The following is a 14,757-nucleotide window of genomic DNA, read 5'->3' as shown; positions in this document are numbered from 1 at the left end:
GAAGGGTTTGGTTAAGTAAGGGATGTGAAAGTAAAGCGAGAGTCAAACCATTAACAATCTAAATCAGCTACCAGGAGGGAATCGTTATGAATAAGAAAATTGTAGGTGTGTTCCATACAGAGCATGAAGCTTCACGGGCTATTGAAGACTTGAAGGCGCACGGCTTTCTGACAGAGGATATCTCAGTGATAGCGAGAAATAAACGCGATGTGGAAGCGATCAATGATGAGACCGGGACGAAGGTGCCGGAGGGTATGGCTTCCGGGGCAGCGACCGGCGGTATCCTTGGTGGTGTGACCGGACTGCTGGCAGGCATCGGCGCTCTGGCGATTCCGGGAATTGGGCCGATTATCGCAGCGGGGCCGATTGCAGCCACCTTAACAGGCGTTGCGGTAGGGGCTGGAACGGGTGGTCTGGTTGGCGGGCTGATCGGATTAGGCATTCCGGAGGATGAAGCTGCGAGCTATGACAACTATGTGGACGAAGGCCGCATTTTGGTCATGGTGGATGCAGATATCTCCCGCGAAAAGGACGTATACACTGTATTCCGCAACCATAATTCGGCGAATGCTGACCGCTATATGAGGGATGCGGGGACTGCTGGAACAGCTGCAGAAATGAATGCTCCTCGGGACTCCGTAACAGATGCGGTGGATGCGGCGTTCAATGGCTCAGGTCTGGAAGGCAGACATGATACCGGGCTGGACACGATGAATTCAGCCACAGAGCATGATCTCCCGGAGCGAAGCGCAGTGGAGGATATGAAACGGCCGGGAATGACAGGAGATCTGTATTCCGGCACGCGTAACGGCATCGATAAGATCCCGGATCATACCGCGGAACGCAGGCTCGCTGATCGGGAGGAACAGCAGGCCCAGGAAGCCGCCAGACAGGAAGGAGCCCGGCCCGGCAGCTTTGTTGATGAGAAGGCGAAGGATAACAGCGAGCTGCTCAGAAACCACGGGCGCACCCGTTAAGCGGCGAATGAACAGCGGGTGACGCATGGGCATAGGATGATAAAAGAGAAGGGTTTCCCGAAGTCCTGCCGGACTTTAGGGAGACCCTTGTTTTGTGATGTGATTCGTAACTGAACCGGGGGAATTCGCTATTGTCTGATATAACATGAAATGATGTTTTTGCCCATGATTAGACACCAAAGTATTGAATAACAAAATTTGGTGTGTTAAGCTTGTTGAAAGGAAAAAATGGAATGATATAACATATCATTTCTTTTATTTATAATTTAGTTTTATTGATAATGAAAGGAGGTGAGAAGAATTATGTCAAATATTAGGCCGCCGAATGAGGAAAAAGGGTTCCTATATACCTCCATATCTTGACCCTGAGAAAGTTTTTGATTGGGTGGGTATCTAAGAACCTATGTAGCATTTTACATTTTAACTTTATCTGTGTAAACTCAAAAATTTATAAGGAGAGGTTCATAAATGTTCAAAAAACATACATTAACTTCAATAGCAATTGTAGGAGTACTTACCTTAACATCGTTAACACCAGCCATGGCTGCCAGTGTAAATGGAGCAACAAGTGGTTCAGTGAAATTAACCAATGCAATGATTACTCCGTTCGCAAGTACAAGTGTGGGTGGCGGAACCTGGAACTACGGAACTGAAAAAGTTGGAAATCAAAAGCATGTATGGTCACAATATGACCATTCTGAGTTGTCGCATAAAGCTTCGACCAAATTAGGAAGTGAATCTCATACAAGTGGTTGGAAATATGCAAAAACCACAGCTAAATCCGAGATCTATGGTAACAAAAGCAGCACAGGATATGCATACTGGGATGTTTATAAAAAATAATTGGGATTTAGATAAAAGTCATCATTAAAATGATGTGATATTCCACTTTTGAAGTGGAGTATCACACTTTTTTCTTATAAGGAGATTGTTGAACTTGAAAAAAATATCCTTACTATTTCTAGTAGCGGCATTTTTGTTTTCTTATTATACTGCATATCTTCGAACGGATTATGAAGAATTTGAGAAGGTTAAGAATATAGAACAAACCGTGGGCAAGGAATTTGTAATTCCGAATTTACCCGGACTTGCAAGCCCTGAGGAGGTTTACCCGATATTATCTTCAGCAGCAGAGGCTTCCAAGGTGAATATTTTACGGGCCGGTATTAATTATAGAGAGAACGATGAAGCAGAGATTTTCAAATATATATTGCTGACAACCAGCACAGATCTTTTTAATCATTTTAAGCTTAACCTGGGCAGATATCTAACGATAGCCGACACCAAACAAACTAATTTCTATTTGTCTACAGTTCATTTAGAAGGTAGTGATCAGATTGGTGTAATTAGAGATTTCGGAGATAACAACAGAATCAGCATAAAGCCGTTAAAATCATCTTATGAGATTTTTCCTGTTCAAGGAACATACTATGCAGAAGCAGCTGACGACAAAGCTTTTAATGATTTTATAAACCTATTTGTGGATAAGGCGAATAAGTATTATAACAAAAATGATAGTATTTTTACGGCTGAGGATTTTGTAAAAGATTCAAATGGTGATGAAATGCACATGGTTACCTTTCCCTGGATCACCATTTTAACCTATTTAAGCTATGCCATTTATGGATGTGCAGTAGTTTTACTTATCTATTACTTATTCAATGAGTCCAGAAGAATAGGAATATTGAAAATGCATGGCGTATCAAATATTCGTGTATGGTTTGTGCTGGTAGGAAAACTTATAACCTCTGTGTTTATATTTTCTGTAACCGTTTCATTTCTTCTTGCCCTTTTAGTAAAAAATACATCTTACATATTTATATACACAGTGATTTCAAACCAGCTTAAAGTTTTTCTTCTACTGATCATCCTTTCCCTAGTTTCACATTTGTATATTATGAGGATTAAGATCATTAGTATTATCAAACATTACAAATACACCAATCCTATCTTTGTGTTAAATATGCTTATCAAGATTGGTTGTTCCATCCTTTTGGTCTTAGTAGGACTTTCAACATGGTCGGAATATACATCTATTAATGATAAGCAGCATGAGTTGAAAAATTGGGAGCATAGTAAGGACTACGGAGTACTTTATCCGGTAAACAATGGCTACGACGGAGATAGAATATTTGGAAGGGATTCCTTATTTGAATTAACTTCGCATGATGAGCTTTATTTCTTGCTGAATAAGATGGGGGCTATATTAATAGAAACCCAAAGTTATGAGGAGGATCAGCTTTTTTTAGACAGGAATTGGAAAGGAATACGTTCTATAAAGGCAAACAATAACTACCTGCAAGAGTTTCCGGTTTTTGATATCAATAATGAGGCTGTGCAAATCTCTGAGGATATTAGCGACTGGGTGTTGTTGGTGCCTGAAAAATATCGGGACAAGGAAGAAGAGATTGTAAGTTTCTTTCTACAAATGAGAAAAAATAATATGGGAAATGATCAGGAGTTTTACAAAAAGGTGATTCCTGATCGGATCCAAAATCAAAAAATTGACATCAAGTGGATTAGTAATAATCAAAGGATATTTAGTTTTAATCCGAAAGTATTTCCTTCTGAGAACAATGTGATAGTTGATCCCATTATTGAGGTTGTAACCGAGTCCAACAGTGTGCTCACAGACAGAGATTCCATATTAGGGCGGGGACCGGGAGATCCGTTAAAAATAAAGCTGATGAACAGAGATCCGCTGTTAACGTATAAAACGCTGGAGCCAAAGTTTAAAGAATTGAAAGTGGATGATAATTTAAAACACTTGGTTACGATTGATCAATATATTTTAGAGGAAATTTATCAAAAGCAAAATGCGATGAAGGAAAGCCTCCTTACTATGTTGGGACTAGCGTCAGGCTTCATATTGCTTACAACTCAGAATATTATCATCTATTTTAACAAAAACCAGCATAAGCTTATCGTTCGAAGATTATTTGGTACAGGTTTTTTCAGAACTTATAAGGAATACGCAATTTTATTTTCACTCGTATGGTTAGTTCAAATAGTGATCTGTGGTGTTATGAACAGAGAAATTGAACCTAGATTAATTATAGTAGCAGCCATTTTACTATTGATCGATTTTGCAGCTTCTTCTATAGCTATTTCGCTCATAGAAAAGAAAAACAAAGTGAAGATTTTAAAGGGGGGGGGATAAATATATGAACACCATATGTGAACTTGTTGATATATGTAAAACGTATAACAATCATACAGTCATAGATAATATAAATATGACCGTCTCAAAGGGAGAGATGGTTGCTATTACGGGGAGAAGCGGTTCGGGTAAAACGACCCTATTGAATATCCTCGGATTACTTGAAAAGCCTGATAGCGGTAGGGTTAAATTGTTTGACGAGAAAGATCAGAGAATCGGTCCCCTCCGTAGAAACAGGCTTCTCCGGACAAAGATTTCGTATCTGTTTCAAAATTATGCATTAATTGATAATGAAACCGTTGAGTATAATTTGGAAATACCACTTATGTATTCTAAAGTAGGCAAGAAGGAAAAGCGGAAAATGAAAATGGCTGTCCTTAAGCGGATGGGTCTAGAGATTGCACTTAAACAAAAGATACATGAACTTTCGGGTGGAGAGCAGCAAAGGGTTGCTATCGCAAGAATTCTATTAAAACCTTCCGAGATAATATTAGCTGATGAACCTACAGGTTCGTTGGATGCGGAGAATAGAAATGAAATCATGAGGATTCTAAAGGAGCTCAATGACGAAGGGAAAACGATTATAATCGTTACTCATGATCAATATGTTACTGAAAAATGCAGTAGAGTTATAAAGCTTGAGTGATGAGGTGAAGCCCGTGAAAATAACAGAACAGCCTGCATCCCTTTAAATCAGGGTGCAGGCTGTTTGTGTTCGGGGGAAGCGCAGCAGTTACTCCTGAGCCAGGGGTTCAACGCTTGCTTTTGGAAGAACGGGTATTACCGGTTTAGGCTTGAAGAACAGCTGCTTCAGTGCGCCGGCATTCACAAGGATGGTTCCCAATATAATCGTGAACACGCCAAGCAGCGTTACCCAGGTCACGGTCTCGTTATAGAACAGGAAGCCTACCCCGACGGCAATCGGCGGAGAGATATACAGCCAGGTGGATGGAAAAACCGGATTCGTCTTGGAGACGAGCCAGTAGAACAGGGTATGTCCGACCATGGAGCCGACAACAGTCAGGTAGAGCAGGGAACCTGCAGTCTTGAATGACAACAGGAAGGACGGGTGCAGCGGCTCTGTGAACAGGGAGATGATGAACAGCAGCGCCCCGCCGTACATCATCTGGGCAGCGTTCAGAGCCACGGGGGACTCGGCGGAGAAGGTGGTGATTACTTTTTTGGAATAGATCGCCCCCGCCGCGTAGCAGAGTTCCCCAATCAGCACCACCACACAGCCGATCAGCCAGAGCGGAGTAACATCAGCCGCCAGGCTGGGCAGCACCAGCAGCAGGACTCCGGTGAACCCGATAATACAGCCGATGAGCGAATAGGCAGGTGCTTTTTGCCGCAGAACAGCCGTCTGCATCAGCAGAATCATCATCGGACCGGTGGCTGACAATACGGCAGCAAGCCCGGAGGATACATATTGTTCCGCCCAATAGAGCGCGGCGAAGGTGCCGAAGGTCAGGGCTGCTCCCGTGAGCAGCATTTCCTTGCGCAGCAGCAGGGAGAAGCGGGCTTTGCCCCGCAGAACCATGAACAGGAACAGCACCGCACCCGCCACGAAAAAACGCAGACCCGCAGAGAAGAATGGCGGCGCTCCGGCGTCTACGCCGATTTTGATGGCCAGGAAGGTAGTGCCGAAGATCAGACAGACAAGTGAATAAGCTAACAGAATCATGGTTCAGTTCCCCTTTGCGGTGGTAATGTGCCACCCTCGTACAAGATTTCAGTTAATCATAGCCTCATAGGCACAGAACAGATTGGAGATAGTAGAACAGTTGCGGGAGGGAATGCTGTACAATAGGGCAAAGAGAAGTTAGCCGCTGGACGTGCGCGGATATGTAGAAGTCAGCAAGCGTCAGAGGGAGCTGTGTCGAGTGAAGATTGAGCGATGGAGCGGGGGCGACCCCGGTATATGTTGCAGAAAGGCGGCAGGTTGATGAAAAAAATAGCGGGTGCCGAGCAGAATAATCCCTTATTCCGCCAAGTCTATGAGTTCATGCTGAACCGGATGGAGCGCGGGGAGTGGAAGGCCGGTGATAAGCTGCCGTCGATCCGGCTGCTGGCGGAGGAGCTGGGGGTTCACCGGCTGACAGTGTTCAAGGCCTACCGTGCGCTGACCGAGAGCGGCAAGCTGTATGTCAAAGACAAATCCGGTTATTATGTGGCCCTGGGCAGCAGGTTGGACCCTACGGTGGACGAAGGGGCGGCAGTACCGGGGTATATGGTCAGGAGCCCGATGTCGGATATTCAGCGGATGCCGGTCACGTACCAGTTCTCTCAGGCCTTGATTGATCCGGGGCTGCTGCCGAACCTGTTCCTGTCCGATTATGTCAAAAAAGTATTCGATCTCTACCCGAAGGTCATGGGCACCTACTCCTCCGTGGAAGGGGATGAAGAGCTGCGTGTTACGCTGAGCAGCCATTTCGAGGAGCGGTATAAGCTCCAGTTGTCGGCCCGTGAGCTGCTGATTACTTCAGGTGCACAACAGGCCATCAATCTGATTGCCGGGATCATGCTCGGTCCGATGGATGTTGTGCTGGTGGAGCGGCCGACGTATAGTGTGGCGCTGGATATTTTTCGGCGGGAAGGAGCGCGGCTGGTAGCTGTGGATATCTCGCCGAAGGGCTATGATCTGGCGGCGGTGGAAGAGCTGATGCGTAAGAATAAGCCGCGAATGTTCTACATCAACCCGACCCATCATAACCCGACGGGGTATACGATTCCGGCGAAGCAGCGCAAGCTGCTGGTGGAGCTTGCAGAGCGCTACCGCTGTCTGCTCGTGGAGGATGATCCGTTCCGTGACATGTACTTCCTAGAGGAGCCGCCCCCGCCGTTCTTCGCTTATGATACAGAGGGCTGGGTGATGTATATCAGCAGCTTCAGCAAATATGTGGCCCCCGGCCTACGGATCTGTGCGGTGGCCTGCCGTTATCCGTTCATGGAGCGGCTGATCGCCGCCAAGTCCTTGGCGGATAACGGGACGCCCCTGCTGAATCAGAAGATTTTCTTGCATTATTACACCTCGCCGCGCTTACAGCAGCATCTCGGCAAGCTGCGGATTGCCCTTCAGGTGCACAGGGAGATTATGGAGGAGGAGCTCGCGGCCACCGGCTGGGAATGGACAACTCCGCAAGGTGGGCTTAATCTGTGGGTCAAGCTGCCGGACAGTGTTCCGGTAGCTAAGCTGCTGGCCCGTTGTCTGGAGCAGTCCATCTCCTTCGTTCCCGGTGAGCTCTGCGATCCGCTGGGGGAGATGAAGTCCTGGCTGCGTCTCAGCTACTCGTTCGCCAGTGAAGCCTTGCTGCGCGAGGGAATGCGGCGGCTCACTGCCATTGCGCGGGAGATTGAGGCGGGGGAATAGATGGTGGGCGTGTGTAACCTTTCTCTGGAAATTTCCGTCTGAGGGTTATGAGGAGCGTGATATTGATGGTAACGAGAAGGAAAATACGGAGCGCCTGTCTGATGACACTTTGTGCACTGATTGTCTTCATGACACTGCTGACTGTGCGCCCGCAGGTAACCTATGCCTGTTCTTGCGTAGTGTCTCCTTCACCGCTGGAAGCAATGGAGAAGAGTGCAGCTGTTTTTGAAGGAACAGTAGTTTCGATTAAAGAGGAAGTTAAGCCGATGCAGTCCAGTATGGACCCGGTGTCAGTAACCTTTCAAGTAGGTTCCCGCTGGAAGGGTGAAGTGGGGGAGAAGGTTACTGTCACTACGGCATTGTCGGGGGCGAGCTGCGGGTTCGAGTTCACCAAGGGGGAACGCTACATCGTATATGCAGGCGGAGAGGAAGGAGAAGGTAAGGGAGGGACAACTAAACTTACAGTCAGCTTGTGCAGCCGGACCGCATTATTCTCTGGTGCCCAGGAGGATCTGAATGAGCTTGGTGCAGGGATGTCAGGGGGCTCGCCCACGGAGCCGCCCGGGATCGCTGATGATCCAGGGGCGGTCTCTGGTAACAACCCAACCTCAGCAAACCCTCCAGTTTCTGAAAATAACTCAACAACTGAAAATAATCCAAAGACCGTGCCTGAAACAAACTCTGCAGCTTGGCTGATTTACGCTGGAGCAGGTATCGGTATAGTAGTCCTTGGAGCCGCCGCAGTGATTCTCCTGCGCCGCCAATCTAACTCGCGCAAATAATCTGGAGTACCGGCAGTATCCGTAACTCCAGAATGCAGCGGATGGGGAGTGACGTGCATAGGAAGGACTGAAGTGCACCTGAATTCCCCAGATGCGCACTAAACGAGTGAATGAGGTGCACTAGTGCACCTGAATTCCCCGGATACACGCTAAATAAACAAAGGAGGGGCATAATGCCCCTCCTTATTCTGTATGCTTCTATTCCATCACAGCCGATAAAGCCGATGCTTTGTGAGCCAGCTGATCAGCTCTTCCATGCACTGTTCCGGTGTACGCTCCGCTGTGTGCAGCGTCAACTCCGGGTCAGCCGGAGCTTCATAAGGGTCTGAGATCCCGGTGAAGGCCGGAAGCTCACCGGAGCGGGCCTTGGCGTACAGTCCTTTGACATCCCTTGCTTCACAGACGGGAAGCGGGCAGTCCACATAGACCTCGACGAAGCCCGGCAATTCCTGCCGGGCATAGCTGCGCATCTCAGCATAAGGGCTAATCACAGAGACCACGGTGATCACGCCATGCCGGTTCAGCATCCCGGCGAGGTAGACGGCCCGGCGGATGTTCTCGAACCGGTCCTCGCGGCTGAAGCCGAGTCCACGGCCCAAGCTGCGCCGCAGTTCATCGCCGTCCAGCCATTCCACCGCCTGCCCCTGCTCCCGGAGCCGGTCTGTCAGCAGCGCGGCAAGCGTAGACTTGCCCGCTCCCGACAGACCGGTAAGCCAAATCGTTAACCCGGCAGAGGTCTTGTGTGCCTGTAGCTTACCAGTAGTCATTACTCTGTCCTCCCTGCGCCGTAAGGAATCCGCTCCAGCAGGCCGGAGCCGTAGATCTGCTCCAGGCCAAGCTCCGGCATATGAATATAGCCGATATAACAGTCACAGACCTTCATGCGGCAGCTACGCTGGGCCGCCAGCCCTTCCAGTCCGTCACGATAGAGGTTGCCGATGACCGCACGGTCCTTGTAGCAGCGTTTCACCAGGCCGGGGCCTTGCACGTAGAATACGCTGCTGCCGGCATTACAGCTGGCGCCGAGGCTGTCGTAGTCCATGGCATTAATCTGGAAATGCGGGTCTATCCCGCTCAGGAAGCTTATATCCTCCGCCGTATAATAATCCCGCTTGTCCTTGTAGGCGTTAACCCACAGATACACGTCCTCCGGCAAGGCCGCACGCAGCGAGGCGATAGCCGGGAAGGCACTATGCACCCCCACACTGCCTACGCTAAAAGGAATTCCCCGGCGGTATACGCTCATACACTGTGCCAGGAACCGCTCCTCACTGACCTGACCCGGATGATAGGTTGCCCAGAAGGCGGCCTTGGCCGGGTTCAGTTCAGCGGTGAAATCAAGCCGGGCAGACAGATTGGTCTGGATGGCGACCTTGTCCACATGCTCCATATGGGACAGCGTGATCAGCGCATCCCGGTACCAGCGGTGCGTCAAGCCCTCGCCATACGGATTGAAAAAAATAGACAGGCGGTGGCCTGCAGCCCCCTGCTCCGCCACCCAGCGGACGAAGGTCTCAAGACCTGCGCGGTCTTTGGCAAGGGTGGCGGCGCTGTCTTTGGTTTTGCCGAAGGGGCAGTATGGGCAGTCATAGTTACAGGAGGAGAGGGAACCCCGGTAGTAGAGGACTGCCTTCATGGCAGGACGAACTCCTTCATCTGCTCGCGGATCTCACCGGAGATGAACCAGTCACCGATGGAGTCGGAGTAGCCCAGCCCATCTGGAGTCAGCCGCAGAATGCCCTCATCATCCGTGGCGAACCCGCTCTGTACCAAGAGGCCAAGCTCGGGGTGATCCTCCCATAGGGTAGTCCCGAACCGCTGGTTATAGTCCGCAATTGTCAGTCCTTCGCTGTGCAGGATTGCTTTTAGAATGAACCGCCGTTTCTGCTCGTTCAGGCTCAGCACGATGCCATAATCGGCTGTATCATAACGCTCGGCTGCAACATAATCCGCGATGATGCTCTCCGTGGCCTTGCGGCTGACGCCATAGCGGGAGGCATAATGAACATTCCGGGTATAGGAACGCGCGCCGCAGCCGAGGCCGACCATCCCTTCCTCCTGGCAGCTGTAATCGAGAATGTCCTTCCCGGTTCCCGCATCCGCCTTGGCGAACCTGCGCATGGAGTATTGGCGGTAGCCATGCTCTGCCAGCACTGCGCGTGCCGCTTCATAGCATTCATGACGAATGTCAAGTTGATTCATCAGGTCGCCCGGCTTCACAATCGTATGCTCACGGGTGTAGAGCGGATAGAGGAAGATTTCCTCCGGCTCATGCAGCAGCGCCTGGTTCAGCGAATAGAGCCAGGAGTCCACCGTCTGCCCCGGGAGTCCGTAGATCAGATCCAGGTTGAGAATGGGAAAATCAAACTGCCCCAGCAGCTCCAGCGCACGGTAGACCACCTCGGGGTCCTGCGGGCGGTAGATCGCAGCCGACTCGGCGGCTACGAAGCTCTGGATGCCCATACTGACGCGGTCCACGGTATGATCCTTCAGAATCGTCAGCTTCTCCTCCGTCAGCGTTTCGGGTGAGGTCTCCACGGAGATAGAGGTGGTTCTAAGATCAACCCCCATGATATCCGTTGCAATCCTGAACAGCCGGTTCAGCTGTGCGGGAGCGAGAAGGCTGGGCGTCCCGCCGCCGATGGCGAAGCGCGCGTAAGGCTTATGTCCCGTGAAGACCGCCCACTCCCTCGCCTGCCGCTCCAGTGCGTCAACGTATTCGGCGTGCACATTCGCTCTTTTATCAGGCAGCGTGAACAGATTGCAGAAGCCGCAGCGCGCGCCGCAGAACGGAATATGCATATATAAGAACAAACTCTCCGCAGGCTCATCCCGCCACAGCTCCTCTAAAGGAAGGGGGGACGCGAACTCGCGGTAAGCGGTTTTGTGCGGATAGGAATAGAGATAATTGCGGTAAGGATGGGCCGTGATCTGCTCCGTCCATTGCTGAAGCTCCCCAGCGGAGAAGGGAGGGTGTCCGTCTTGGTTCATGTGATGCAGAGATTGCCGGATGGACGTCATACGTTCTCCTTCCTTGTGCGGGATCGAATTTCAGTTCCATGCTTATAAAATAAATTCCCGGTACGGAACATTCCATACCGTGTCATGCGCCAGCCGGTGGCCCTGATAGCCGTCTTCGCCATAAGCCGTGCCGTGATCGGAAAAAGCCAGACAGAACACCGGATTGCCCCGCTTCCGGAACGCATCGAACAGACGCCCCAGCTCCCCGTCGGCATAACGCAGCGCAGCCCGCTGGCTGTCCACTGAATCCTTGCGCGCACCCGGCAGGAACATATGGTTCGGGCCATGGATCGCCGAGACATTCATGAACAGGAACAGCCGCTGGTCCAGCGGGGTGTTGCCGAGCAGCTTGAGCGCGTGATTCACCTGATGCTCCGTCGAGCGCGGGTTCGTGACCCCGAAGGTCATCCGCCAATAGCTCTGCTGGAAATAACCGGGGAGGACGCGGGCGAGGGGCACTTTTTTACTGAAAAAGATTACGCCTCCTATACACACCGTCTGATAACCCGCCGTTGCCAGCCCCGACACCATATCCGGTGTATCGAACAGCCAGGTATGGGGATGGGTCTTCAGCCCGGTATTCCTGGAGTGGAACAGCCGCACATGCTCAGCCTTATTCGTGTTAGCCGGAGTGGGCAGGAAGCCGCCGAAGAAGGCATGATGGGCCGCATAGGTGAAGCTGCCGGGGGTATGCCGCTGCTCCCAGGAGCCGCTGCCGCACAGGTTGGGGCAATTCGCCTCCTCCAGCACAGCCGCATCGTAGCGCAGAGTATCGAGTGTGATCATTAAGATATCGTGGGTGCCGACAATGGCGTTCATATCGGTCATGGGGCCGGATTCCTCCTAAGACAGCTGCTTCATTTCCCATTCGTAGGTGCTGCAGCCTTGGTATTCAACATCGTACAACAAGTCGCCAAAAGGATTCACATCTGCCGTATACATCCGCCCGGAGCTTCCCGCCAGCACATCAATGCCCGCAACCGAGCAATTTGGAAAAGCGGCCAGCGAAGCCTCCGCTGTCCGGCGTACTTCTGCCTGCTGTGCCTCGCTCAGCCCGGCCTCCGCCGGAGTCATCCGCCGGCTGCGCAGATGCAGATTCGTAATGGGTGTGGTGCTGACTCTAGCGACTGCATGGCAGGCTTCACCAGCGACAACCAGCTGACGGATGTCGAAGGAATGTCCGTCCTTGCCGGGCTTCGGAATCCACTGCTCGGCATAGGCGCCGTGGCGGTAGAGCCAGTTAATAATTCCGGCAAGGCGGGCAGAATCGGTATAACGCTGCAGCTTGCCGGAATTATAATACACCGGGGGCCGGGTGATATAGCTCTCGACCCCGATGGTGGTAACCGCCGACTCAGCTCCCGTGGCCGGGTTCAGCTGATAAGCAATCACGCCGGAGGCGGCGGAGCCGCTGGCCAGCTTGATGAACACGCGGTGCATCCGCTGCGACAGCATCAGCTCGCGCAGGGAAGCATAGTCCACGGGGACTTGTCCGCCGCTGCCGCGAAGCGGCCGGGGAACAGACACGCCGGACTCGGCGAGAATCTGCTGGGTCCGGCGCTTGTCCGTCATGGCTGCGATCTCCGCCGGATCGTTGGTCCAGCGGGAGGCGGGCAGAAGCTGCCCGGCCTCCCGCCGGAGCCGCGCCAGCAGGCGGCAGTAGCCGCGGAACCACTGGGACGGGTGATGCAGCACGCCAGGCAGGTCCTTCAGGGCTGAGGCCGCTTTGAAGCTGAGCGGCCTCAGGTCCGGCTGCTGCCCGAACGGGTGCAGCGAGTCGTCCGGGTCCGGCGCATCCGGTGCGCCCAGCGCGATAAGCGCCCGCTCCAGCGCGAAGCTGCCGCCGGGGGACTCCAGCCGCAGCAGTGGCGGGCACGCTGCGGATTCCGGCGCAGCGTGCCTGCTGAAGCTGCCGCCCGGAGAATCCGGCAGCAGGTGCTGCGCTTTCGCTGCGGAGGATCCGCTGGAGCTGCCGCCAGCGGACTCTTGTGTGGGATGCCCGCTGGAGCTGCCGCCAGCGGACTCTTGTGTGGGATGCCCGCTGGAGCTGCCGCTAGCGGACTCCCGCTCGGAGGGCCCGCTGCTGTAGTCGCGCAGGGATTCCCACTGTTCAAGCAGCGGTTGCCCCGGGCCTCCGTCCCGAATCTGCCGCTGCACAGCCAGCGTAAGCAGATCAGCCAGCGGCTGGCCCTCCAGCAGCCCGGCGTAGGGAATCAGCAGCGCCGGTGGCATCCCGAGACGCGAGCGCGCCTGCTGGATACCGGCTGAGCGCCGGTCGCCGGGCTGGCAGAAGACAATCAGCGGTGCAGCGGGCTGCATTATTCTGTGATCGACGGATAGCGCCAGTCATCATCGTCATCGGCCTGCTGCTGGTCGCTGACATCCACCGGCAATCCGCTGTTCTTCAGGCGCAGCATCATCTCGTCAGACATGTAGTGATGGCTCAGGTTGAGCAGCTTCAGTCCCTTCACCCGCTCGCTGGCGAGCAGCGCCTCTGCGCCAGTATCGCTAAGCGTTCCCAGTGACATGTCCAGGGTATGGAGCTGGTCCAGAATCGGCGCATCCGCCAGGGCTGCGGCAATTTCGTCCTGGATCTCACTGTTTTTGAGTCCAAGATAAGTTAGATTAGGGAATTTCCCGGGCTCGATCAGCGGCAGAAGGTCCTCCAGCCCGCCGTCGAAGCCGTAATTGTCCACCCCAAGGTATAATTCCAGCTTGCGCAGATTCGGCAGGCGAGAAGCGGCAATGTCCCCCAGCACGGCCTTACTGAGTCCGCCGGTAATAATAATGAGTTCTTCGAGCTTGTCATGCTGCAGTTGGCTCAGACGCAGATCGGTACCGCCTTGTGCAGTCAGGGATTGCAGCTCAGGATAAGCGGGCAGCAGCGGCGAGAGATCGGTCTGGTTAATCCACGAGATTTCACATTCCTCATAGCTCATGTCCCCGATGAACAGCTTGCGCAGCGCCGGGAAGCTTGCACTATGCTTCACCAGAGCCTCAACCACATGCTCCGAACTCTGCTCATAAGCTTGTCCCCAGTCGCCAATCGTAAGGCTGGTCAGCCCGGCGGCTTCAGGACTTTCGCTTAAGCGTTCAATCTCCGTCTCCATCCGTTTGCCTTCCTCAAATCCATCGTAATCAATACTGAGCTTCACTGCTGTCATGAACAATCCCTCCCGGAAAATAATAGCTTCCAAATCACCCTAACATGTAGGGAGAGGGAGAGTCAAATAGCAGAGGAGCAGGAAGTTCTGCGCACTTAAAAACCCTCCCGTATCCGCGGCGTTATGCGGATAGGGAGGGCATTATGAAGACCCGTGAACCAAGTGTGTGCGAAAAACTGAATACAATGTGCCAGCGCGGAGGTGAGTGGGCCAAATATAGGCGGAAAACCGAACACAATGAGCAGGCGCGAGGCGAGTGGACCAAATATAGGCGAAAAACCGA

At 52.2% G+C, this 14,757-nt stretch carries 12 protein-coding genes and 1 pseudogene; 6 read left to right on the top strand and 7 right to left on the bottom strand.

Going from position 1 to position 14,757, the window contains the following annotated elements; genetic code table 11:
- Nucleotides 1–86 precede the first annotated feature (86 nt).
- From MKY64_RS21865 to MKY64_RS21850, 4 genes and pseudogenes are all read left to right on the top strand, one after another.
- Nucleotides 87–581: pseudogene (locus tag MKY64_RS21865) on the top strand (general stress protein); the annotation flags it as partial.
- An 864-nt stretch (nucleotides 582–1,445) separates the two neighbouring features.
- Nucleotides 1,446–1,820, top strand: coding sequence for a lactococcin 972 family bacteriocin (locus tag MKY64_RS21860; RefSeq protein WP_340955678.1), 375 nt, complete (start codon nucleotides 1,446–1,448; stop codon nucleotides 1,818–1,820).
- 94 nt (nucleotides 1,821–1,914) lie between these two features.
- Nucleotides 1,915–4,137: a DUF1430 domain-containing protein gene (locus MKY64_RS21855; RefSeq protein ID WP_340955677.1), complete on the top strand. Its 2,223-nt coding sequence runs from the start codon at nucleotides 1,915–1,917 to the stop codon at nucleotides 4,135–4,137.
- A 4-nt stretch (nucleotides 4,138–4,141) separates the two neighbouring features.
- Nucleotides 4,142–4,783, top strand: a complete 642-nt coding sequence (locus MKY64_RS21850) for an ABC transporter ATP-binding protein (RefSeq protein ID WP_340955676.1) — start codon at nucleotides 4,142–4,144, stop codon at nucleotides 4,781–4,783.
- An 87-nt stretch (nucleotides 4,784–4,870) separates the two neighbouring features.
- On the opposite strand, the gene MKY64_RS21845 is transcribed toward MKY64_RS21850, so the two are convergent.
- Nucleotides 4,871–5,821 carry a DMT family transporter gene (locus MKY64_RS21845; RefSeq protein WP_340955675.1) on the bottom strand — a complete coding sequence of 317 codons (951 nt, stop codon included), beginning with the start codon at nucleotides 5,819–5,821 and terminating at the stop codon, nucleotides 4,871–4,873.
- Between the two features lie 261 nt (nucleotides 5,822–6,082).
- On the opposite strand from MKY64_RS21845, the gene MKY64_RS21840 reads away from it, so the two are divergent.
- Nucleotides 6,083–7,507, top strand: a complete 1,425-nt coding sequence (locus MKY64_RS21840; protein WP_340955672.1) for an aminotransferase-like domain-containing protein — start codon at nucleotides 6,083–6,085, stop codon at nucleotides 7,505–7,507.
- A gap of 101 nt (nucleotides 7,508–7,608) precedes the next feature.
- Complete coding sequence (locus tag MKY64_RS21835; protein ID WP_340955668.1) at nucleotides 7,609–8,289, top strand: hypothetical protein; 681 nt, start codon at nucleotides 7,609–7,611, stop codon at nucleotides 8,287–8,289.
- Nucleotides 8,290–8,495: 206 nt separating this feature from the next.
- On the opposite strand, the gene cysC is transcribed toward MKY64_RS21835, so the two are convergent.
- From cysC to MKY64_RS21805, 6 genes are all read right to left on the bottom strand, one after another.
- Nucleotides 8,496–9,056, bottom strand: coding sequence for an adenylyl-sulfate kinase (cysC, locus tag MKY64_RS21830; protein ID WP_340955666.1), 561 nt, complete (start codon nucleotides 9,054–9,056; stop codon nucleotides 8,496–8,498).
- On the bottom strand, nucleotides 9,056–9,925 hold the full coding sequence (locus MKY64_RS21825) for an STM4011 family radical SAM protein (RefSeq protein WP_036723230.1): 870 nt from the start codon (nucleotides 9,923–9,925) through the stop codon (nucleotides 9,056–9,058). Before MKY64_RS21825 ends, cysC begins: the two co-directional genes overlap by 1 nt.
- Nucleotides 9,922–11,280, bottom strand: a complete 1,359-nt coding sequence (locus tag MKY64_RS21820) for an STM4012 family radical SAM protein (protein ID WP_340958145.1) — start codon at nucleotides 11,278–11,280, stop codon at nucleotides 9,922–9,924. The genes MKY64_RS21825 and MKY64_RS21820 overlap by 4 nt, the downstream gene beginning before the upstream one ends.
- A gap of 72 nt (nucleotides 11,281–11,352) precedes the next feature.
- Nucleotides 11,353–12,138 (bottom strand): STM4013/SEN3800 family hydrolase, encoded by a 786-nt coding sequence (locus MKY64_RS21815; RefSeq protein ID WP_340955665.1) that lies wholly within the window; start codon nucleotides 12,136–12,138, stop codon nucleotides 11,353–11,355.
- Between the two features lie 15 nt (nucleotides 12,139–12,153).
- The gene (locus MKY64_RS21810; protein ID WP_340955664.1) at nucleotides 12,154–13,629 is read right to left on the bottom strand and encodes an STM4014 family protein; all 1,476 of its coding nucleotides are present in this window, start codon (nucleotides 13,627–13,629) and stop codon (nucleotides 12,154–12,156) included.
- The gene (locus MKY64_RS21805) at nucleotides 13,629–14,474 is read right to left on the bottom strand and encodes an STM4015 family protein (protein WP_340955662.1); all 846 of its coding nucleotides are present in this window, start codon (nucleotides 14,472–14,474) and stop codon (nucleotides 13,629–13,631) included. The genes MKY64_RS21810 and MKY64_RS21805 overlap by 1 nt, the downstream gene beginning before the upstream one ends.
- Between the last annotated feature and the right edge of the window lie 283 nt (nucleotides 14,475–14,757).

Origin of the sequence: Paenibacillus sp. FSL R7-0210, assembly GCF_038009085.1 — a bacterium.
Lineage (GTDB): Bacteria > Bacillota > Bacilli > Paenibacillales > Paenibacillaceae > Paenibacillus_AQ > Paenibacillus_AQ silagei.
Note: the sequence above shows the minus strand (reverse complement) of the source record. Positions and strands in the feature narration are given on the sequence as shown.